We start from the raw sequence: 19,984 nt of genomic DNA on the forward strand, positions 1-19,984 counted from the left end.
GGAGGGAGCAGGACCCCGCGATGGACGATCCGACGACGTCGGTGATCGACGACATGCGTGAGGAGTCGGCCGAACTCGACGCCCTGGTGGCCGGGTTGGACGACGACCGGTGGGCGGCGCCCACGCCGGCGCCGGGCTGGAGCGTCGCGCACCAGATCGCCCACCTGGCGTGGACCGATCGGGCCGCGCTGGCCGCGATCGGTGACAAGGAGGCGTTCGACGCCGAGGTCCAGCAGGCCCTCGCGGACACCGACGGTTACATGGACGCGCAGGCCGCGCTGGGTGCGAGCAGGCCGCCCGCGCAGGTGCTGGCGGCCTGGCGGGAGAGCCGTGCCGCGCTGGAGACGGCGCTGCGTGCGGTGCCGCGCGGGACGAAGATCCCCTGGTTCGGGCCGCCCATGTCCGCCGCCTCCATGGCCACCGCCCGGCTGATGGAGACCTGGGCGCACGGCCAGGACGTCGCCGACGCCCTCGGCGTCGAGCGGCGCCCCACCCGCCGGATGCGGCACATCGCCCGGCTGGGCGCGCGCACCCGCGACTTCGCGTTCCTGATGAACGGACTGCCGGTGCCCCGGGAGGAGTTCCGGCTGGAGCTGGAGTTCCCCGACGGCGAGGTGTGGACCTCCGGGCCGGAGGACGCAGCGCAGCGGGTCACCGGGTCGGGGCCGGACTTCTGCCGCCTGGTGACGCAGCGCGCGCATCGCGCCGACCTGGACCTGCGCGCCGACGGCCCGGACGCCGACCGCTGGCTGGACGTCGCCCAGTGCTTCGCCGGGCCCCCCGGCGGCGGGCGCGGGCCGAAGGAGGGGCGCGCGTGACCCCCGCACCCCCGCACATCCGGCCCCTGCGCATCGGCAACGCCTCCGGCTTCTACGGCGACCGCTTCGACGCGATGCGCGAGATGCTCACCGGCGGCGAACTCGACGTCCTCACCGGCGACTACCTCGCCGAACTCACCATGCTGATCCTGGGCCGCGACCGGCTCAAGGACCCCGAGGCCGGCTACGCCCGCACCTTCCTGCGCCAGCTGGAGGAGTGCCTGGGCCTCGCCCACGAGCGCGGCGTGCGGATCGTCGTCAACGCGGGCGGGCTCAACCCCGCCGGGCTGGCGGCCCGCGTGCGGGAGCTGGCCGGGCGCCTCGGGCTCGCCGTCCGCGTCGCCCACGTCGAGGGCGACGACCTCACCGCGTCGCACCCCGGCGCGCTGGCCGCCCACGCCTACCTCGGCGGCTTCGGCATCGCGGCCTGCCTGCTGGGCGGCGCCGACGTGGTGGTCACCGGCCGGGTCACCGACGCCGCCCTGGTCACCGGCCCGGCCGCCGCCCACTTCGGCTGGACCCCCGCCTACCACGACGCCCTCGCCGGCGCCGTCGTCGCCGGACACGTGCTGGAGTGCGGCGCGCAGGCCACCGGCGGCAACTACGCCTTCTTCGGCGACCTCGACCCTCACCGCCTGGTCCGCCCCGGCTTCCCGCTGGCGGAGATCCACGCCGACGGCAGCTCCGTGATCACCAAGCACCCCGGCACCGGCGGCGTCGTCGACGTCGGCACGGTCACCGCGCAGCTGCTCTACGAGACGGGCGGCCCCCGGTACGCCGGGCCGGACGTCACCGCACGGCTGGACACCGTCACCCTCGCCCAGGACGGTCCCGACCGGGTCCGGATCAGCGGCGTGCGCGGTGAGGTCCCGCCGCCCACGCTCAAGGTGGGCGTCAACCGCTTCGGCGGGTTCCGCAACCAGCTCGAGTTCGTGCTCACCGGCCTGGACGTGGAACGCAAGGCCGCGCTGGTGCGGGCGCAGATGGAGGACGCGCTGGAGCGGGCCGCGTCCCGCCCCGCGCACGTCTCCTGGGAGCTGGCGCGCACCGACCGGCCCGACGCGGCCACCGAGGAGACCGCGAGCGCCGTGCTGCGCCTGGTGGTCCGCGACCCCGACCAGCAGGCCGTCGGCCGGACCCTGAGCAGCGCGGGCGTCGAGCTCGCCCTGGCCAGCTACCCCGGCTTCCACGTCACCGCCCCGCCGGGCAAGGGCGCCCCCTACGGCGCCTTCTCGGCCGCGTACGTCCCGCAGGGCGAGGTCGAGCACGTCGCCGTGCTGCCGGACGGCACCCGCGAGAAGGTGCCGCCGGCCCCCGAGACGCGGGAGCTCGCCGCGGTGGACGAGCCGCCGCTGCCCGCGCCGCCCGACCCCGGTCCGGTGCGCCGGGCCCCGCTGGGCCTGGTCGCCGGGGCCCGCAGCGGCGACAAGGGCGGCGACGCCAACGTCGGCGTGTGGGTTCGGGGCGACGAGGCGTGGCGGTGGCTCGCGCACACCCTCACCGTCGAGCGGTTCAAGGAACTGCTGCCCGAGACCGCGGCGCTCACCGTCACCCGGCACCCGCTGCCCAACCTGCGCGCGCTCAACTTCACCGTCGAGGGGATCCTCGGCGAGGGCGTGGCCGCGCAGCACCGATTCGACCCGCAGGCCAAGGCGCTCGGGGAATGGCTGCGCGCCCGCCACCTGGACATACCGGAGGCCCTGCTGTGACCGTGCTGCCCACGGCCCTGGACACCGACAGCCCCGAGTACGCGGCCCACCGCGCCGCGCTGCTGGAGAAGCTCGCGGCGCTGGACACCGAGCACGCCAAGGCGCTCGCGGGCGGCGGCGAGAAGTACGTCGCCCGGCACCGCAGGCGCGGCAAGCTGCTGGCCCGGGAGCGCATCGAGCTCCTCGTCGACCCGGACACCCCGTTCCTCGAACTGTCGCCGCTGGCCGCCTGGGGCAGTGACTACCCGGTGGGCGCCTCGATGGTCACCGGGATCGGCGTGGTCGAGGGCGTGGAGTGCCTGATCACCGCCAACGACCCGACGGTGCGCGGCGGCGCGACCAACCCGTGGGGGCTGAGGAAGGCGCTGCGGGCCAACGACATCGCGCTGGCCAACCGGCTGCCGGTGGTGACGATGGTGGAGTCCGGCGGGGCCGACCTGCCCTCGCAGAAGGAGATCTTCATCCCCGGCGGCCAGGTCTTCCGCGACCTGACCCGGCTCTCCGCGGCCGGAATCCCCACCGTCGCCGTGGTCCTCGGCAACTCGACCGCGGGCGGCGCGTACATCCCCGGGATGTCCGACCACGTGATCATGGTGAAGGAGCAGTCGAAGGTCTTCCTCGGCGGTCCGCCGCTGGTGAAGATGGCCACCGGCGAGGAGAGCGACGACGAGTCGCTGGGCGGCGCCGAGATGCACGCCCGCTCATCCGGCCTCGCCGACTACTTCGCCGTGGACGAGCTGGACGCGATCCGGCAGGCCCGGCGGGTGGTGGCCCGCCTCAACCACCGCAAGGCGCACCCGGACCCCGACCCGGCGTTCGTCGAGCCGCCCAAGTACGACGCCGAGGAACTGCTGGGCATCGTCCCGGAGGACCTGCGCACGCCGTTCGACCCGCGCGAGGTGATCGCCCGGATCGTCGACGGCTCCGACTTCGACGAGTTCAAGCCGCTGTACGGCACCAGCCTGACCACCGGCTGGGCCACCCTGCACGGCTACCCGGTCGGCATCCTGGCCAACGCGCAGGGCGTGCTGTTCAGCGCCGAGTCGCAGAAGGCCGCCCAGTTCATCCAGCTCGCCAACCAGCGCGACATCCCCCTGCTGTTCCTGCACAACACCACCGGCTACATGGTCGGCAAGGAGTACGAGCAGGGCGGCATCATCAAGCACGGCGCGATGATGATCAACGCGGTGTCGAACTCGACGGTGCCGCACCTGTCGGTGCTGATGGGCGCCTCCTACGGGGCCGGCCACTACGGCATGTGCGGCCGGGCGTACGACCCGCGGTTCCTGTTCGCCTGGCCGAGCGCCAAGTCCGCGGTGATGGGCCCGCAGCAGCTGGCCGGCGTGCTCTCCATCGTCATGCGGCAGTCCGCGGCGGCGAAGGGGCAGCCCTACGACGAGGAGGGCGACAAGGCGCTGCGCGCCATGGTCGTGCAGCAGATCGAGGCCGAGTCGCTGCCGATGTTCCTGTCCGGGCGGCTCTACGACGACGGGGTGATCGACCCGCGCGACACCCGGACCGTGCTGGGCATCTGCCTGTCCGCGATCCACACGGCCCCCTTCGAGGGCGTGCGCGGCGGCTTCGGCGTCTTCCGGATGTGAGGGAACTCCTGTGATCTCCGTGATCTCCAAGGTACTGGTCGCCAACCGGGGCGAGATAGCCTGCCGGGTCTTCCGCACCTGCGCCCGGCTGGGCGTGCGCACCGTCGCCGTGCACTCCGACGCCGACGCCGGGGCGCTGCACACCCGCACCGCCGACGAGGCGGTCCGGCTGCCCGGGTCGTCGCCCGCGGACACCTACCTGCGCGGCGACCTGATCGTGAAGGCCGCCCTGGCGGCCGGGGCGGACGCGGTGCACCCGGGGTACGGCTTCCTGTCCGAGAACCCGGACTTCGCCCGCCAGGTGCTGGACGCCGGGCTGGTGTGGATCGGTCCGTCGCCGGAGGCCGTCGAGGCGATGGCGTCCAAGACGCGGGCCAAGGAGCTGATGGGGCTGGCGCCGCTCGCCGAGGTCGGCGAGGCGGACCTGCCGGTGCTGGTGAAGGCGGCGGCCGGCGGCGGCGGCCGCGGCATGCGGATCGTGCGCCGGCTGGCCGACCTGGAGGCCGAGCTGACCGCCGCCCGGGCCGAGGCGCTGAGCGCGTTCGGCGACGACGAGGTGTTCGTCGAGCCCTACGTGGAGGGCGGCCGCCATGTCGAGGTGCAGGTGCTGGCCGACACCCACGGCACGGTGTGGGCGCTGGGCACCCGGGACTGCTCGCTGCAGCGCCGCCACCAGAAGGTGGTCGAGGAGGCCCCGGCCCCCGGGCTCCCGCCCGGGCTGGTCGACGAGCTCCACGAGCTGGCCGTCCGGGCGGCGCGGGCCGTCGACTACGTGGGCGCGGGCACGGTGGAGTTCCTGGTCGCCGACGGCCGGGCGCACTTCCTGGAGATGAACACCCGGCTCCAGGTCGAACACCCCGTCACCGAGGAGGTGTTCGGCATCGACCTGGTCGCCCTCCAGCTGCGGATCGCCGAGGGCGGCGCGCTGGAGGCCGAGCCGCCCGCCCCGCGCGGGCACGCCGTGGAGGCCCGCCTGTACGCCGAGGACCCGGCGCGCGGCTGGGCCCCGCAGACCGGGGTGCTGCACCGGATCGGGCTGGACGAGGCCGCCCGGGCGGCCGGCGTGCGGGTGGACACCGGCTTCGCCGACGGTGACACGGTCGGCGTCCACTACGACCCGATGCTCGCCAAGGTGGTCGCCCACGCGCCCACCCGTGCCGAGGCGGTCCGCAAGCTGGCCGGGGCGCTGGAGCGGGCCGCCGTGCACGGGCCGGTCACCAACCGGGACCTGCTGGTGCGTTCGCTGCGGCACGAGGAGTTCGCCGCCGGACGGATGGACACCGGTTTCTACGACCGGCACCTGGCCGAGCTCACCCGGGAGAGCACCGACCCGCACGCGCCGCTGGCCGCCGCCCTGTCCTCGGCCGCGGCCGTGTCCGGCGCGGGCGCCCGCTTCGGCGGGGGCTGGCGGAACGTTCCCTCGCAGCCGCAGGTCCGCCGCTACCGGGTGGGGGAGAAGGAGCACGAGGCCGCCTACCGCTGGACCCGCCGGGGCCCGGAGGCCGACGGGGCGGTCGTGGTGCACGCCGACGCCTCCCTGGTCGTCCTCGAGGTGGACGGGGTGCGGCGCAGGTACGAGGTGGCCCGGTACGCGGACGGACGGGTCTTCGTGAACGGCACGGCCCTCACCGAGCTGCCCCGCTTCCCCGAGCCCGAGTCCCGCCGGGAACCGGGCTCGCTGCTCGCCCCGATGCCCGGCACCGTCGTCCGCGTCGCCGACGGCCTGGCCGTCGGCTCCGCCGTCACCGAGGGGCAGCCGCTGCTGTGGCTGGAGGCGATGAAGATGGAGCACCGCGTCACCGCCCCCGTCTCCGGCACCCTCACGGCGCTGCACGCCGCACCCGGCCGCCAGGTCGAGGTCGGCGCCCTGCTCGCCGTCGTCCAGCAAGCGCCACCAGAAGCCGAAGGTTCCGCCGACCACGAGGAGAGCCAGTGAGCGTCGTCATCGAGACCGAGGAGCACAAGGCGCTGCGGGAGGCCGTCGCCGCGCTGGGCCGCCGCTACGGCCGCGCGTACGTCACCAAGGCCCTGGAGGAGGGCAAGGGCCCCGAGGAGCTGTGGAACGAGGCGGGCAAGCTCGGCTACCTCGGCGTCAGCCTGCCCGAGGAGTACGGCGGCGGGGGCGGCGGCATCTACGAGCTGTCCCTGGTGCTCGAGGAGCTCGGCGCGGCGGGCTGCCCGCTGCTCCTGCTGGTGGTCTCCCCGGCGATCTGCGGCACCATCATCGCCCGCTTCGGCACCGAGGAGCAGAAGCGCGAGTGGCTGCCCGGCCTCGCCGACGGCAGCAGGATCATGTCCTTCGGCATCACCGAGCCCGACGCCGGCTCCAACAGCCACCGCATCACGACCACCGCGCGGCGCGACGGCGAGGAGTGGGTGCTCAACGGGCGGAAGGTCTTCATCTCCGGCGTGGACATCTCCGACGCCACGCTGATCGTGGGCCGCACCGAGGACGCCCGCACCGGCAAGCTCAAGCCCGCCCTGTTCATCGTCCCGCGCGACACCCCCGGCTTCCACCGCACCATGCTCGACATGGATCTGGCCGCCGCCGAGAAGCAGTTCGAGCTGGTCCTGGACGACGTGCGGCTGCCCGCCGACGCGCTGGTCGGCGACGAGGACGCCGGCCTGCTCCAGCTGTTCGCCGGACTGAACCCGGAGCGGGTGATGACCGCCGCCTTCGCCGTCGGCATGGCCCGCTACGCGCTCACCGCGGCGATCGGCTACGCCAAGGAGCGGCAGGTCTGGAAGACGCCCATCGGCGCCCACCAGGCCATCCAGCACCCGCTGGCGGTCGCCCACATCGAGGTGGAGACGGCGAAGCTGATGATGCAGAAGGCCGCCCACCTCTGCGACGCCGGCGACGACCTCGCCGCGGGCGAGGCGGCGAACATGGCCAAGTACGCGGCGGGAGAGGCCTGCGTGAAGGCGGTGGACACCGCCGTCCACACCCTCGGCGGCAACGGCCTCACCAAGGAGTTCGGCCTCGCCTCGCTGGTCAACGCCTCGCGGGTGGCCCGGATCGCCCCGGTCAGCCGGGAGATGATCCTCAACTTCGTCTCGCACCAGACGCTGGGTCTTCCCAAGTCGTACTGACATGACCATATTTGGCGGCCACGCCTCAAGGGGAGGCGAGCACAGCGTCGTGCGACAAGGAGCCTTCATGTTCCGCAGCGAGTACGCAGATGTCCCCGCCGTCGAGGAGCCCATCCACGACGCGGTGCTCGGCCGGGCCGCCGAACGCGGCGACACCCCCGCCCTGATCGACGGGGTGAACGGCATGACCCTCACCTACGCCCAAGTCGGCGCCTTCCACCGCAAGGTGGCGGCCGGCCTGGCGGAGGCGGGCGTCGTCAAGGGCGACGTGCTCGCCCTGCACAGCCCCAACACGGTCGCCTTCCCGATCGCCTTCTACGCGGCCACCCGGGCCGGCGCCGCCGTCACCACCGTGCACCCGCTGGCCACCGCCGAGGAGTTCGCCAAGCAGCTCACCGACTCCGCGGCCCGCTGGATCGTCACCGTCTCCCCGCTGCTGGAGACCGCGCGGGCGGCCGCCGAACTCGCGGGCGGCATCGCGGAGATCTTCGTCTGCGACACCGCCCCCGGGCACCGCTCGCTGATGGACTTCCTCGGCACCACCGCCCCCGAACCGCGGGTGGAGATCGACCCGGTGCGGGACGTCGCCGCCCTGCCCTACTCCTCGGGCACCACCGGGACGCCCAAGGGCGTGATGCTCACCCACCGGTCGATCGCCACCAACCTGGCGCAGCTGGAGCCGGCGGTGCCCACCGGGGAGGGCGAGCGGATCCTGGCAGTTCTGCCCTTTTTTCACATCTACGGTCTGACCGCCCTGATGAACGCCCCGCTCAAGCAGGGCGGCACCGTGGTGGTGCTGCCCCGCTTCGAGCTGGACGGCTTCCTCTCGGCGATCGAGAAGCACCGCATCACCGCGCTGTACGTCGCCCCGCCGATCGTGCTGGCCCTCGCCAAGCACCCGGCGGTGGACGGCTACGACCTGTCCTCGGTGCGCTACGTCATCAGCGCCGCCGCCCCGCTGGACGCGGAGCTGGCGGAGGCCTGCCGGGCCCGGCTCGGAGTGTCGTCGGTCGGCCAGGCGTACGGCATGACGGAACTGTCGCCCGGCACCCACGTGGTGCCGCCCTTCTCCCAGGACGCCCCGCCCGGAACCGTCGGCAAGCTCATCGCGGGCACCGAGATGCGGATCGTCTCGCTGGACGACCCCGGCAAGGACCTCGCCGCCGGGGAGACGGGCGAGATCCTCATCCGCGGCCCCCAGGTGATGAAGGGCTACCTCGGCCGGCCCGACGCCACCGCCGCGATGATCGACGCCGACGGCTGGCTGCACACCGGCGACGTCGGCCGGGTCGACGAGGCCGGCTGGCTCTTCGTCGTCGACCGGGTCAAGGAACTGATCAAGTACAAGGGCTACCAGGTCGCCCCGGCCGAGCTGGAGGCCCTGCTGCTCACCCACCCCGGCATCGCCGACGCGGCGGTGATCGGCGTGTACGACGACGACACCAACGAGGTCCCGGCCGCCTTCGTGGTCCGCCAGGCCGGGGCCGAGGCGCTGACCGAGGCGGAGGTGACGGCCCACGTGGCCGAACGCGTCGCCCCGTACAAGCGGGTGCGGCGGGTCACCTTCGTCGACGCCGTGCCGCGCGCGGTCAGCGGCAAGATCCTCCGGCGCGAACTGAGGGAACGAGCATGAGCACGAAAGGACGCACATGACGGACACACCCCCGGACCTGGTGCGGCGGTCGGACGAACGGGGCGTCGCCACGCTCGTCCTCGACTCGCCGGCCAACCGCAACGCCCTGTCCGCCGCCCTGGTCGGGCGGCTGGCCGGGCTGCTCGAGGACTGCGCGAAGGACGACGAGGTACGGGCGGTGGTGCTCACCCACACCGGCTCCACCTTCTGCGCCGGCGCGGACCTGCGCGACCCTCCGCCGCCGGAGGCGCTGACCGGGCTGCTCCGGCGGATGCTGGAGCAGCCCAAGCCGGTGGTCGGGCGCGTCGACGGGCACGTGCGGGCGGGCGGGTTCGGGCTGCTGGGGGCGTGCGACGTCGTCGCCGCCTCCACGGGGCGGTCCACGTTCGCCCTCACCGAGGTACGGATCGGGGTCGCCCCGGCAGTCATCTCGCTGACCCTGCTGCCCCGCGTGGAGCCGCGCGCGCTGTCCCGGTACTACCTCACCGGGGAGCGGTTCGACGCCGCCGAGGCCGCGCGGATCGGGCTGGTCACCGCGGCGGGGGAGGACGTCGACGCCGTGCTCGAGCCGGTCCTCGACGGCCTGCGGCGGGCCTCACCGCAGGCCCTCGCGGCGACCAAACCGCTGGTCACGGCTAAGGTGCTGGAGAACTTCGACCGGGACGCGGAGACCCTCTCCGCGCTCTCGGCCCGGTTGTTCTCCTCCGACGAGGCGCGGGAGGGGATGACCGCCTTCCTCGAACGACGGGATCCGGCGTGGGTGAAGTGAACCAGGCGACGTCCACCGCGGCGCGCGCCCCCAAGCAGGACCGCAGCCGGGCCACCCGGCAGCGGCTGCTGGAGGCCGCCGTCGCCTGCCTGGCCGAACACGGCTGGGCGGGCTCCACGGTCGCCGTGGTCGCCGAACGGGCCGGCGTCTCCCGGGGCGCCGCCCAGCACCACTTCCCCACCCGCGAGGACCTGTTCACCGCGGCCGTCGAGCACGTGGCCGAGGAACGCTCCACCGCCCTGCGGGAGTTGTTCCCGCAGGGCGCGGCGGGGGACCGCGGGGCGGTGGTCGCGGAGATCGTCGCCCTCTTCACCGGGCCGGTCTTCCGGGCCGCCCTCGCCCTGTGGGTGGCCGCCTCCAACGAGGAGCAGCTGCGCGGCCGCGTCACCGAGCTGGAGGCCCGGGTCGGCCGGGAGACCCACCGCACGGCGGTGGAGCTGCTGGCCGCCGACGAGTCCCGGCCGGGCGTGCGGGAGACCGTGCAGGGTCTCCTCGACATGGCGCGCGGCCTCGGGCTGGCCAACCTGCTCAGCGACGACACGGCCCGCCGGGAGCGGGTGGTCGCCCAGTGGGCGGCGCTGCTCGACGAGGCGCTGGGGCCGCCGCTCAGAGGCTGAAGCCCGCCGTACAGAGGCTGGGCCCGCCGCACAGGGGCTGATGTCGAGCGCTCCGCTCAGGGGCTGAGGCGCTCGGTCCGCCAGCCGCCGTCCGGCAGCGCGACGTACCGGAGCCGGTCGTGCAGCCGGTTGCTGCGGCCCTGCCAGAACTCCACGCTCCGCGGCACGACCCGGAAGCCGCCCCAGTGCGGCGGGACCGGCACCTGCTCGTCGGCCGGGTAGCGGGCGTCCAGCTCGGTGAAGGCGCGGTCCAGCTCCTCGCGCGAGGAGATCACCGTGGACTGCTCGCTGGCCCAGGCGCCCAGCTGGGAGCCGTGCGGCCGGGTGCGGAAGTAGGCGGCGGTCTCGTCCCGGCCGGTGCGGGCGGCCGTGCCGGTGACGATCACCTGCCGGGCCAGCGGGTACCAGGGGAACAGCAGCGAGACGTGCGGGTTCTCGGTGAGCTCGCGGCCCTTGCGGGAGCCGTAGTTGGTGTAGAAGACGAACCCCTGCTCGTCGTAGTGCTTGAGCAGCACCGTCCGCGCGCTGGGGCGGCCCTGGGCGTCGGCGGTGGAGACCACCATCGCGTTCGGCTCGAACACCGCGGGGGTGTCGGTGGCCTCGCGGAACCAGCGGCCGAACTGCTCCACGGGCGTTGCGGCCAGCTGGGACCTGCCCAGGCCCTCCGCCTGGTAGTGCCGGCGTATCGCGGCCGGGTCGGGCACGAGGGCGGGAGCGGTGTCGTCGGACGGGTCGAGGGCGGCATCTCGGTCGGTCACGCGATCATCTTGCCGTATGCGCAGACACGTTCGGGTCACGGCCGGTGGTGCCTTCCGGGCCGCGTCGCGTGACCGGAGGTGGCACTGAGTGCCGCGCCTCTCCCCAAAAGTGGCACTCGTGGATACGATCCGATGCACGGGGCAGACCCACAACTGTCGAGGAGCCGCACATGTCCGACTTCGTTCCCGGGCTCGAGGGAGTCGTCGCATTCGAGACGGAGATCGCCGAACCGGACAAGGAGGGCGGCGCGCTCCGCTACCGGGGCGTCGACATCGAGGACCTGGTGGGCACGGTCGGGTTCGGCCACGTCTGGGGCCTGCTGGTCGACGGATCGTTCAACCCCGGCCTGCCGCCCGCCGAGCCGTTCCCCATCCCGGTCCACTCCGGCGACGTCCGGGTGGACGTGCAGGCGGCGCTCGCGATGCTCGCGCCCGCCTGGGGGCTCCGGCCGCTGCTGGACATCTCCGTCGAGCAGGCCCGTGACGACCTCGCCCGCGCGGCCGTGATGGCGCTGTCCTACGTCGCCCAGTCGGCGCGCGGGCAGGGCGTGCCGATGGTGCCGCAGAAGGAGATCGACAAGGCGAACTCCATCGCCGAGCGGTTCATGGTCCGCTGGCGCGGCGAGCCGGACCCGAAGCACGTGGCCGCCGTCGACGCCTACTGGACCTCGGCCGCCGAGCACGGCATGAACGCCTCCACCTTCACCGCCCGGGTCATCGCCTCCACCGGCGCGGACGTCGCCGCCGCGCTCTCCGGCGCGGTCGGCGCGATGTCCGGCCCGCTGCACGGCGGCGCGCCCTCGCGGGTGCTCGGCATGATCGAGGAGATCGAGCGCACCGGGGACGCCGACGCGTACGTACGGGGCGCGCTGGACCGGGGCGAGCGGCTGATGGGCTTCGGCCACCGGGTCTACCGGGCCGAGGACCCGCGCGCCCGGGTGCTGCGGCGCACCGCCCGCGAGCTGGGCGCTCCGCGCTACGAGGTCGCCGAGGCGCTGGAGAAGGCGGCGCTGGCCGAGCTGCACGCGCGGCGGCCGGACCGGGTGCTGGCCACCAACGTGGAGTTCTGGGCGGCCATCGTCCTCGACTTCGCCGAGGTGCCGGCGCACATGTTCACCTCGATGTTCACCTGCGCCCGCACGGCGGGGTGGTCGGCGCACATCCTGGAGCAGAAGCGGACGGGGCGCCTGGTGCGGCCCTCCGCGCGGTACGTCGGTCCGGCGACGCGGCCGGTCGAGGCGATCGAGGGCTACGGGGACATCGCGGGCTGACCGCCGTCGCGGGTCACGTCCCGGGAAAGGGAACGACCCGCGAGCTCTGGTCCCACGGAAGGGGGCCGGCCGGACGTGCCGGCGAGCTCGCGGGTCGGGTGACTGCTGGTGCTGGGCCGAGGCCCGTCGTGGTCACGGGCGTTCAGCCCGCAGCCACCTCACGCGTCCGGGTGTCACTCATGTACCCGATCACCTCCTTTCCCGTGTAGCCCCACCGTACGACCGGTCCCTCCGTGAGGACAACGGCTTTTTCCCCCCTTGTCCCCGAGCCCGCCGGCCGGCCCCGGCGCCGGGGCCGGGAGGAGCCGAGCGGGTCGGTGAAAGTGCTGTTCGGCCGGGGTGCGGTGGAGTTGAATGGGAGCCCCACGGCCCAGTCACAGGGAGAACCACCGTGACCGCTCCGACCGGCGAGGACCAGTGCGGCGACCGACTCCTCGCCGCCCTGCTGAACGGCATGGACGCCGCCCTCTGCGCCTTCGACGCCGACGGCGTGGTGACCCACTGGAACCGCGAGGCGGAACGCGTCCTCGGCTGGAGCGCCGCCGAGGCGGTGGGCCGCCGCGGCCTGGCCGGCTGGGCGGTCCGCCCCGCCGACGCGGCCGGCACCGAGGCCCGCCTGATGGCGGCCATGCACGCGCCCGGCCGCCGCGTCCACGACTTCGCGCTGCTCACCAAGGACGGCGGCCGCGTCCTGGTGCGGACCCAGTCCGCCGCAGTCCCCGGCCCGGACGGCAGACCCGCCGGCGTGTACCTCGCCTTCGGCCCCGCCGACGCGCAGACCGACCTGGAGCGCTCCCTCGCCCTGAGCGAGGCCCTCTTCTCCGACGCCCCCTGGGGCGTGGTCCTGGTCGACGCGGACCTGCGCCCCGCCGTGGTGAACGCCCACGCCGCCCGCGCCCTGGGACGCGGCCGCGCCGCGCTGCTCGGGCGCCCGCTGGGCGAGATGCTCACCGAGGGCGTCCGCGAGGTGGAGGCCGCGCTGACCCATGTCCTCGCGCAGGGCGCGCCCCCCGCCCCCGCCGACCTGTGGGTCACCGTCGCCGCGCCCGCCGCGCCCGGTGGCGCCGGTGCGGCTCCCGGTGCGGCTTCGGGGGCGGCCGCCGGTGCGGCGCCGGGGGAGCGCCGCTGCTGGCGCAGCGGCTTCGTGCGCCTGGCGTCCCCGCTGACCGAGGAACCCACCCCGCTCGGCGTGGGCTGGCTGTTCCAGGACGTCACCGAGGCCCGCACCACCGAGCAGGAGGCCGCGGTCACCCGCTTCCGCGCCGCCCAGTTGCACCGGGCGTCGCGCGCCGCCGCCGAGTGCGACAGCCCGGCCGAGGCCGCCGCCGTCCACCTGGACTTCGCGCTCGCCGGCTTCGCCGACCACGCGCTGCTGGACCGGGCGGCCGGCGGCGCGGTGCCGGACGACGAGGAGACGCCGCTGCGCCTGGTGCGGACGGCCGCCACGCCGTTCGGCACCCCGGGCGGCGGCGAGGGCGCCGACCGCTCGGGCCTGCCGGTGCCCTACCCGTCCGGGCACCCGGCGCTGCGGTGCGCGGAACGCGCGGGCACCGTGCGGGTGTCCGCCGCCGCCGGGTTCACCCGGCAGTGGCCGCAGGACGCCGCGCACGCCCTGTGCGTCCCGCTGCGCAGCCGGGGCCGCACGCTGGGCGTGGTGACCTTCCTGCGCGGCCCGGCCCGCGGGCCGTTCGGCCGCCACGACGTCGCGCACGGCGAGGAGGTGGCGGGCCGGGTGGCCGCCGCCCTGGACCTCGCTGCGGCCCTGGAGGACACCGCCGGGTGACCTCCGCCGGGGCGCCTGCCCCGGGAGAGCTCGGCGCCGGCGCCCGGGGGAGCTCAGTGCTGGTGGAAGATCCGGTCCCGGTACCGGTCGAAGACCGCGTCGTTCCAGTCGCGGCCACCGTCCACGTTGCCCGACCGCAGCAGCGGCGGCTCCACGCCCCGCTCCGCGAGCGTGCCCGCCGCGACCGCCATCACGGACTGCATGACCGCCGAGGTCACCACCGTGGAGGCGGAGGCGAACGGCGCGCCGACACCCTCCAGGGTGAGTTCCGCGTCGCCCACCGCGACCTTGGAGTCGACCACCACGTCGCAGTGGTCCTTCAGGAAGGTGCCCGAGGGGTGGCCGGGCGCGGTCTCCCGCGCGTAGGCCACCGAGGTCACCCCGACCACCCGCACCCCGCGCGCCCGGGCCTCGGAGGCCATCTCCACCGGGAGCGCGTTGCGCCCGGACAGGGAGATCACCACCAGCAGGTCCCCGGCCCGCAGCGGGGAGACGTCGAGCACCGTGGCCGCCAGCCCCTCCACCCGCTCCAGCGCCGAGCCCAGGGTGGCCGGGCGCACGTCGACGCCGGTCAGCCCCGGCACGGACAGCAGGTTCATCAGCGCCATGCCGCCCGCCCGGTAGACCACGTCCTGCGCGGCCAGCGACGAGTGCCCCGCGCCGAAGGCGAACAGCCGCCCTCCGGAGCTCACCGTGTCCGCCACCAGTTCCCCGGCGGCGGCGATCGCCTCCGTCTCCTCCACCCGGACCCGCCGCAGCAGCCGTTCCGCCGCGTCGAAGTACCGGCCGACCAGATCGTCCGCGTGTCCGCTCACCGGCAGGCTCCCTCCTGTGTGTCGATGATCACCGTGAGGTCTGGACCACAACGGTGTCAACGGGTGGCATCGGCCGTTCGCCGAGGGGCAGTAGGGAGCCGAACCGGACTGTTTCGACTCCTCCGGCAGGGCACGCTTGTCGGCCGCATGCGTAAGAATTGGATGCGGAGTCGGCGCGCCGCCCGGAGCAGCCGGGCAGGCCTGACCGCCGAGGCTGCGCGCGGCTTATCGGCAGATGTATTGCGAGGGGCACGTATGTCCGGACTGATCGACACCACGGAGATGTATCTCCGCACCATCCTCGAGCTCGAGGAGGAAGGTGTGGTCCCCATGCGCGCCCGAATCGCGGAACGGCTCGACCAGAGCGGCCCGACGGTCAGCCAGACGGTGGCGCGGATGGAGCGGGACGGCCTGCTCTCCGTGGCCAGCGACCGTCACCTGGAGCTGACCGAGGAGGGCCGCCGGCTGGCGACGCGGGTGATGCGCAAGCACCGGCTGGCCGAGTGCCTGCTGGTGGACGTCATCGGCCTGGAGTGGGAGCAGGTGCACGCCGAGGCCTGCCGCTGGGAGCACGTGATGAGCGAGGCCGTCGAGCGGCGCGTCCTCGAGCTGCTCCGCCACCCGACCGAGTCGCCCTACGGCAACCCCATCCCCGGCCTCGAGGAGCTCGGGCAGGAGGCCACGGCAGACCCGTTCCTCGACGAGGGCATGGTGTCGCTGGCCGACCTGGAGCCCGGCCACGAGGGCAAGACGGTCGTCGTGCGCCGCATCGGCGAGCCCATCCAGACGGACGCGCAGCTGATGTACGCGCTGCGCCGGGCGGGCGTGCAGCCCGGTTCGGTGGTCAGCGTGACCGAGTCCCCCTCCGGTCTGCTGGTGGGCAGCGGCGGCGAGGCCGCCGAGCTGGACGGCGAGGTCGCCTCGCACGTCTTCGTGGCCAAGCCCTAGCCGCACTCACCGAGGCGCGCGCTGCGGCGGGAGCCCGGCGCGGCCGCTTCCGACGTCGCCTCCGCGGACGCTCGCGGGCGTCGTGCGCTCCCGCGCGGATGTCGTGACGCCCGTGTCGCGCGCCGTCTTTCACGCCGCCCGCCTTTTCAAGGTGGCTCACCGTGGGGCAGTGTGGTGGGCGAGGCATATGACCCGAGGACCCCGCCCCGAGGGGCGACCCACGCAACAGGGCCCCGGCGCGGCGTCGGCCGTGCCGGGGCCCGTCCTCCCCTGTGCCGACCTGGAGCCCCGAGCTCCCGAGGTCGGTCGTCCCCGCGGACCGCTTTTCCCCGAGTGGTCCGCCTCCCGCTCAGGATCTCCCCGCGTCGACGACGGTCAATCCCCGGCCGTGGTCACTCGAACGAGGGGTGTCGGCGATATGAACCCGCGTTTTCGAATACAGATTCGATAGTCTGCGGGAGATGGCGCAAAGCAGCGCACAACCGGGCAGACAGGCGTCAGGATGGGCGCGCGACAGGGCGCGCATTGAGGGGGCACGGATGGCACGGCGGATCGACCTGACCGGAGCGGGTGGCCTGCGCCTGGCCGCCTGGGAGTTCGCCGAGCCCCCCAAGCCGGCCGGGCAGGCGGGCTCGCGGGGACGGCCGGACGGTTCTCCCTCTGGCCCGGCGCCCGTGGCGGCCCCGGTGGCCGTGTCCGGGCCCGGACCGCGCCGGGAGCCGGAGGAGGAGCCGTCGCAGGGGCCGGGGGTCCTGTTACTGCACGGGCTGCTGGGCCGGGCCTCGCACTGGGCGCAGACCGCCCGGGGCCTGTCCGGCAGGTGCCGCGCCGTGGCGCTCGACCAGCGCGGGCACGGGCTCAGCGACCATCCGGAGGGGCCGGCCGGGCTGACGCCCGAGGCCTTCGTCGCCGACGCCGAGGCGGCCCTGGAGCAGCTGGGGCTGGGGCCCGCCGTGGTGGTGGGGCACGGCATGGGAGCGATGATCGGCTGGCGGCTCGCCGTCGCCCGGCCCGACCTGGTGCGCGGGCTGGTGCTGGCGGAGATGCGCGCGGCGGCCGTCGGGGCGGCGATGCAGCGTGAGTGGGAGGACTGGCTGGCGGCCTGGCCCACGCCCTTCGCCACGCTGGGGGAGGTCCGGAAGTGGTTCTCCCGTGATCCGTGGGTGGAGCGTCCCAGCGAGGCCCGGGCCGGCTACTTCGCCGAGGTGATGACCCACGCGCCGGACGGCTGGCGCCCCGTGTTCGACCCCGACCAGATGCGGCTCGCCCGTCGCGGCTGGGCCTTCGACGCCCACTGGGAGGAGCTCGCCCAGGTGCAGTGCCCCGCCCTGGTGGTGCGCGGCGTGGACGGCCAGCTGGGCCGGGCCGAGGCCCACGAGATGGTCCGCGTCCTGCCGCGCGGCGAGTACGCGGAGATCCCCGACGCCGGCCACCTCCTCCACCACGACCAGCCCGACGCCTGGCAGGACCTGCTGACCCCCTTCCTCCAGGGAGTCCTCACCCCTTGAGCGCCCCGGCGGCCCGTGGCCCCCGCTCAGCCCTTGCTGACGGCGGCCAGGATCTCCGGGAGACGGGCGGCCGCCCGGGGCGCGGCCAGGCGCAGGCCGGTCACGGCCAGGAGGGCGCCGTAGGCCGTGCCCACCGGCAGGAGCAGCCAGCCCCACGCGGCGGCGTAGCCCGCCAGGTGCAGCCAGACGGTCAGCGCGATCACCGGCGCGGAGAGGACCGCCGCGGCCGCCATGCCGCCGAAGATCGCCATCCACACCAGCCCGACCTGGCCGGGGGCCACGTTCCGGTTGCCCTCCGGCGGGATGGAGTAGGGGTGGCGCACGGAGGCCCACGCGCCGGTCGCCGTCATCGCGCCGAGCAGCGACAGCGACAGGCCCAGGGCCTCGGGGAGCCTGCCCCACTCGCCGAGCACCGCCACCGTCGCCACACACACCAGCACCGAGTAGGGCACCGCGTACGAGACCAGCGCCAGGGCCCGGCCCCACAGCTCGCGCAGCGCGTCCCGGGGGGAGGAGATGGTCATCGCGACCATCCAGAAACCCGAGTAGTCCTGGCCGAACTGGTTGTACATCATCGAGCCGAGCATCCCGGCGGCGAAGCAGGCGAAGTACACCGACCCCGAGCCCTGGAGCGCGTTGAAGAGCGGCACGATCAGCCCGACCGCGAGCGAGACGACCAGCGCGGCCCGGGTCTTGGGGTCGCGCCAGGCGTAGCGCAGGCTGCGCTCCATCACGGTGCGGACCCGCCCGGGCGGCAGCAGCCGGGCGACCACCGGGCCGCCGGAGCGGCGCCCCGCGCGGTCCGCCGCCGGTTCGGCGGCCTGAAGGGTGGAGGAGTCGGGCGCGGTCATCAGCCGGGTCAGCGTCGCCGACCACCAGCGCAGCGCGAGCGTCAACGCCAACGCGGTGAGACCGAGTTGGACGGCGGCCGTGCCGTACGCGCCGTCGCTCGCGGCGTCCACGGCACCGATCGCGGAGGCGGGCGGGACCCAGCGGAGCACCTCGGCGAACGGGTCGAGCTGGGCCAACCCGGACGCGCCGAGCCGCTGCACGCCAAAGTTGACGGCCTGCGCCCCGATCGCCACGACCAGGCCGCTGACCACGGCGAGGTCGCGGCCGCGGCGGCTGGAGAGCAGCCGGGTGTTCGCGGTGACCACGGCCCGGGCCAGCGCCACACAGGTCAGCAGCGCCAGCGCCACCGCGACCACCGCGGTCGCCGCGCCGGCCGCGCCGCGCGCCACGGCGATCGCCGAACCGGTCAGCAGGCAGAGCGTGAACAGCGGGCCGATGCCCACCAGCGAGGCGGCCAGCAGCGCCCGCACCAGCGGGCGGGGGCGCAGCGGCAGCAGGACCAGCCGGGTCGCGTCCAGGGTCTCGTCGCCGCTGGAGGAGAAGAGCGGCATCACCGCCCAGCCCAGCGCCAGCACGGCGGTCAGCGGCACCACCACGGAGGCGGCGTGCGGGTGGCCGCGCAGCAGGAGCAGCCCGAGCAGGAGGAACGCGGCCAGCAGCAGCACCACGACCGCGGAGGCGATGTAGGCCGCGCGCCGGCCGCCGGACTGCCGCAGGCCGTTGCGCACGATCGACAGCTTCAGCCGGACCATCACCCCGGTGACGGAGTCGGCCCGGGCGGCGGAGACCGGGGAAGGGGCCGGGGTGCCGGGGGCGCCCGGGGGAGCGACGGAGGAGGGAGCCGCGCCGGCCGGTGCGGGACGCTCCGTCATCGCGCGCCGCCCAGCCAGTCCAGGCTGCTGCCGACGGCCCGGTCGCCCGCGCCGACCAGCTCGAGGAAGGCCTGCTGCAGCGAGGCGGCGTCCCCGCGCACCTCCGCCAGCGGGCCCGCGGCGCGGATCCGGCCGGCGGCCAGCACCGCCACCCAGTCGCAGAGGGACTCCACCAGTTCCATGACGTGCGAGGAGAACACCACCGTCGCGCCGGAGGCGGTGTACCGCTCCAGCACCGTGCGGATGGTCTGCGCGGAGACCGGGTCGACGCCCTCGAACGGCTCGTCGAGGAAGAGCACCTCGGGATTGTGCAGCAGCGCCGAGGCGAGACCGATCTTCTTGCGCATGCCGGTGGAGTAGTCGACGACCAGCTTGTCGCGGGCGGCGGAGAGGTCGAGGACCTCGATCAGCTGGGCCGCCCGCTTGTCGGTCTCCTCGCCGGGCAGACCCCGCAGGCGGCCCGCGTAGGAGAGGAGCTCGCTCCCCGAGAGCCGCTCGAAGAGCCGCAGCCCCTCGGGGAGGACGCCGATACGCGCCTTCACCGCGGCGGGGTCGCGCCACACGTCGTGCCCGACGACCTCCACCCTGCCCTGGTCGGGCCGGAGCAGCCCGGTGATCATCGAGAGGGTGGTGGTCTTGCCGGCGCCGTTGGGGCCGACCAGGCCGACGAACCGCCCGGCGGGCAGCTCCAGGTCGATCCCGCCGACGGCGACGTGGTCGCCGAAACGTTTCCAGAGGCCTTCCACGCGTACGGCGGCAGTCATCTCATCCCTCCGCTGGGTCGGTACCGGGCACGGAACCGACCCTATGGCCCCCACGGCCGCGCGGCTCCCCCTCCACAGCGACGAACCGGACCTCCGGGCGGTTCCGCCTCCGGCCGGGGGCGGAACCGCCGCCGGCGCCGGGGGAGCGTCAGCGGGTGCGGGCGTACGGGCTC

General features: G+C 74.7%; 16 protein-coding genes. 12 read left to right on the forward strand and 4 right to left on the reverse strand.

The window, feature by feature from the left end; translation table 11 throughout:
• Positions 1–20: 20 nt before the first annotated feature.
• The 8 genes from ABT026_RS07145 to ABT026_RS07180 all read left to right on the forward strand — a co-directional run bounded on the left by ABT026_RS07145 (position 21) and on the right by ABT026_RS07180 (position 10,240).
• Positions 21–818, forward strand: a complete 798-nt coding sequence (locus ABT026_RS07145; RefSeq protein WP_351113055.1) for a TIGR03084 family metal-binding protein — start codon at positions 21–23, stop codon at positions 816–818.
• Between the two features lie 17 nt (positions 819–835).
• The gene (locus ABT026_RS07150; protein WP_351113132.1) at positions 836–2,527 is read left to right on the forward strand and encodes an acyclic terpene utilization AtuA family protein; all 1,692 of its coding nucleotides are present in this window, start codon (positions 836–838) and stop codon (positions 2,525–2,527) included.
• Complete coding sequence (locus tag ABT026_RS07155; protein ID WP_351113057.1) at positions 2,524–4,128, forward strand: acyl-CoA carboxylase subunit beta; 1,605 nt, start codon at positions 2,524–2,526, stop codon at positions 4,126–4,128. Before ABT026_RS07150 ends, ABT026_RS07155 begins: the two co-directional genes overlap by 4 nt.
• Before the next feature lie 19 nt (positions 4,129–4,147).
• Positions 4,148–6,064 (forward strand): acetyl/propionyl/methylcrotonyl-CoA carboxylase subunit alpha, encoded by a 1,917-nt coding sequence (locus ABT026_RS07160; RefSeq protein WP_351113058.1) that lies wholly within the window; start codon positions 4,148–4,150, stop codon positions 6,062–6,064.
• The gene (locus tag ABT026_RS07165) at positions 6,061–7,221 is read left to right on the forward strand and encodes an acyl-CoA dehydrogenase family protein (RefSeq protein ID WP_351113059.1); all 1,161 of its coding nucleotides are present in this window, start codon (positions 6,061–6,063) and stop codon (positions 7,219–7,221) included. The genes ABT026_RS07160 and ABT026_RS07165 overlap by 4 nt, the downstream gene beginning before the upstream one ends.
• Before the next feature lie 67 nt (positions 7,222–7,288).
• Positions 7,289–8,854, forward strand: coding sequence for a 4-coumarate--CoA ligase family protein (locus tag ABT026_RS07170; RefSeq protein WP_351113060.1), 1,566 nt, complete (start codon positions 7,289–7,291; stop codon positions 8,852–8,854).
• Positions 8,855–8,870: 16 nt separating this feature from the next.
• Positions 8,871–9,623, forward strand: coding sequence for an enoyl-CoA hydratase family protein (locus ABT026_RS07175; RefSeq protein WP_351113061.1), 753 nt, complete (start codon positions 8,871–8,873; stop codon positions 9,621–9,623).
• Positions 9,611–10,240, forward strand: coding sequence for a TetR/AcrR family transcriptional regulator (locus ABT026_RS07180; protein WP_351113062.1), 630 nt, complete (start codon positions 9,611–9,613; stop codon positions 10,238–10,240). Before ABT026_RS07175 ends, ABT026_RS07180 begins: the two co-directional genes overlap by 13 nt.
• A gap of 56 nt (positions 10,241–10,296) precedes the next feature.
• Here ABT026_RS07180 and pdxH read toward each other — a convergent pair whose 3' ends face one another.
• Positions 10,297–10,998: a pyridoxamine 5'-phosphate oxidase gene (gene pdxH, locus ABT026_RS07185; RefSeq protein WP_351113063.1), complete on the reverse strand. Its 702-nt coding sequence runs from the start codon at positions 10,996–10,998 to the stop codon at positions 10,297–10,299.
• 170 nt (positions 10,999–11,168) lie between these two features.
• Between pdxH and ABT026_RS07190 the strand changes: the two genes are divergently transcribed.
• Together ABT026_RS07190 and ABT026_RS07195 are read left to right on the forward strand one after the other, a co-directional pair.
• Positions 11,169–12,269 (forward strand): citrate synthase 2, encoded by a 1,101-nt coding sequence (locus ABT026_RS07190; RefSeq protein ID WP_351113064.1) that lies wholly within the window; start codon positions 11,169–11,171, stop codon positions 12,267–12,269.
• Positions 12,270–12,723: 454 nt separating this feature from the next.
• Complete coding sequence (locus ABT026_RS07195) at positions 12,724–14,052, forward strand: PAS domain-containing protein (RefSeq protein ID WP_502967919.1); 1,329 nt, start codon at positions 12,724–12,726, stop codon at positions 14,050–14,052.
• Positions 14,053–14,105: 53 nt separating this feature from the next.
• Here ABT026_RS07195 and ABT026_RS07200 read toward each other — a convergent pair whose 3' ends face one another.
• A complete protein-coding gene (locus ABT026_RS07200; protein ID WP_351113066.1) occupies positions 14,106–14,867 on the reverse strand; it encodes an SIS domain-containing protein in 762 nt (253 codons plus the stop codon).
• A gap of 255 nt (positions 14,868–15,122) precedes the next feature.
• On the opposite strand from ABT026_RS07200, the gene ABT026_RS07205 reads away from it, so the two are divergent.
• Positions 15,123–15,815, forward strand: coding sequence for an iron-dependent transcriptional repressor DtxR (locus tag ABT026_RS07205; RefSeq protein ID WP_351113067.1), 693 nt, complete (start codon positions 15,123–15,125; stop codon positions 15,813–15,815).
• 539 nt (positions 15,816–16,354) lie between these two features.
• Positions 16,355–17,323 carry an alpha/beta fold hydrolase gene (locus ABT026_RS07210; RefSeq protein ID WP_351113068.1) on the forward strand — a complete coding sequence of 323 codons (969 nt, stop codon included), beginning with the start codon at positions 16,355–16,357 and terminating at the stop codon, positions 17,321–17,323.
• A gap of 26 nt (positions 17,324–17,349) precedes the next feature.
• Here the strand turns inward: ABT026_RS07210 and ABT026_RS07215 are convergent, their stop codons facing one another.
• Together ABT026_RS07215 and ABT026_RS07220 are read right to left on the reverse strand one after the other, a co-directional pair.
• Complete coding sequence (locus ABT026_RS07215; RefSeq protein ID WP_502967911.1) at positions 17,350–19,047, reverse strand: transporter; 1,698 nt, start codon at positions 19,045–19,047, stop codon at positions 17,350–17,352.
• The gene (locus tag ABT026_RS07220) at positions 19,044–19,811 is read right to left on the reverse strand and encodes an ABC transporter ATP-binding protein (RefSeq protein WP_351113069.1); all 768 of its coding nucleotides are present in this window, start codon (positions 19,809–19,811) and stop codon (positions 19,044–19,046) included. Before ABT026_RS07220 ends, ABT026_RS07215 begins: the two co-directional genes overlap by 4 nt.
• Positions 19,812–19,984 lie beyond the last annotated feature (173 nt).

This window comes from Streptomyces sp. NPDC002734, assembly GCF_040295685.1.
Taxonomy (GTDB): Bacteria; Actinomycetota; Actinomycetes; order Streptomycetales; family Streptomycetaceae; genus Streptomyces.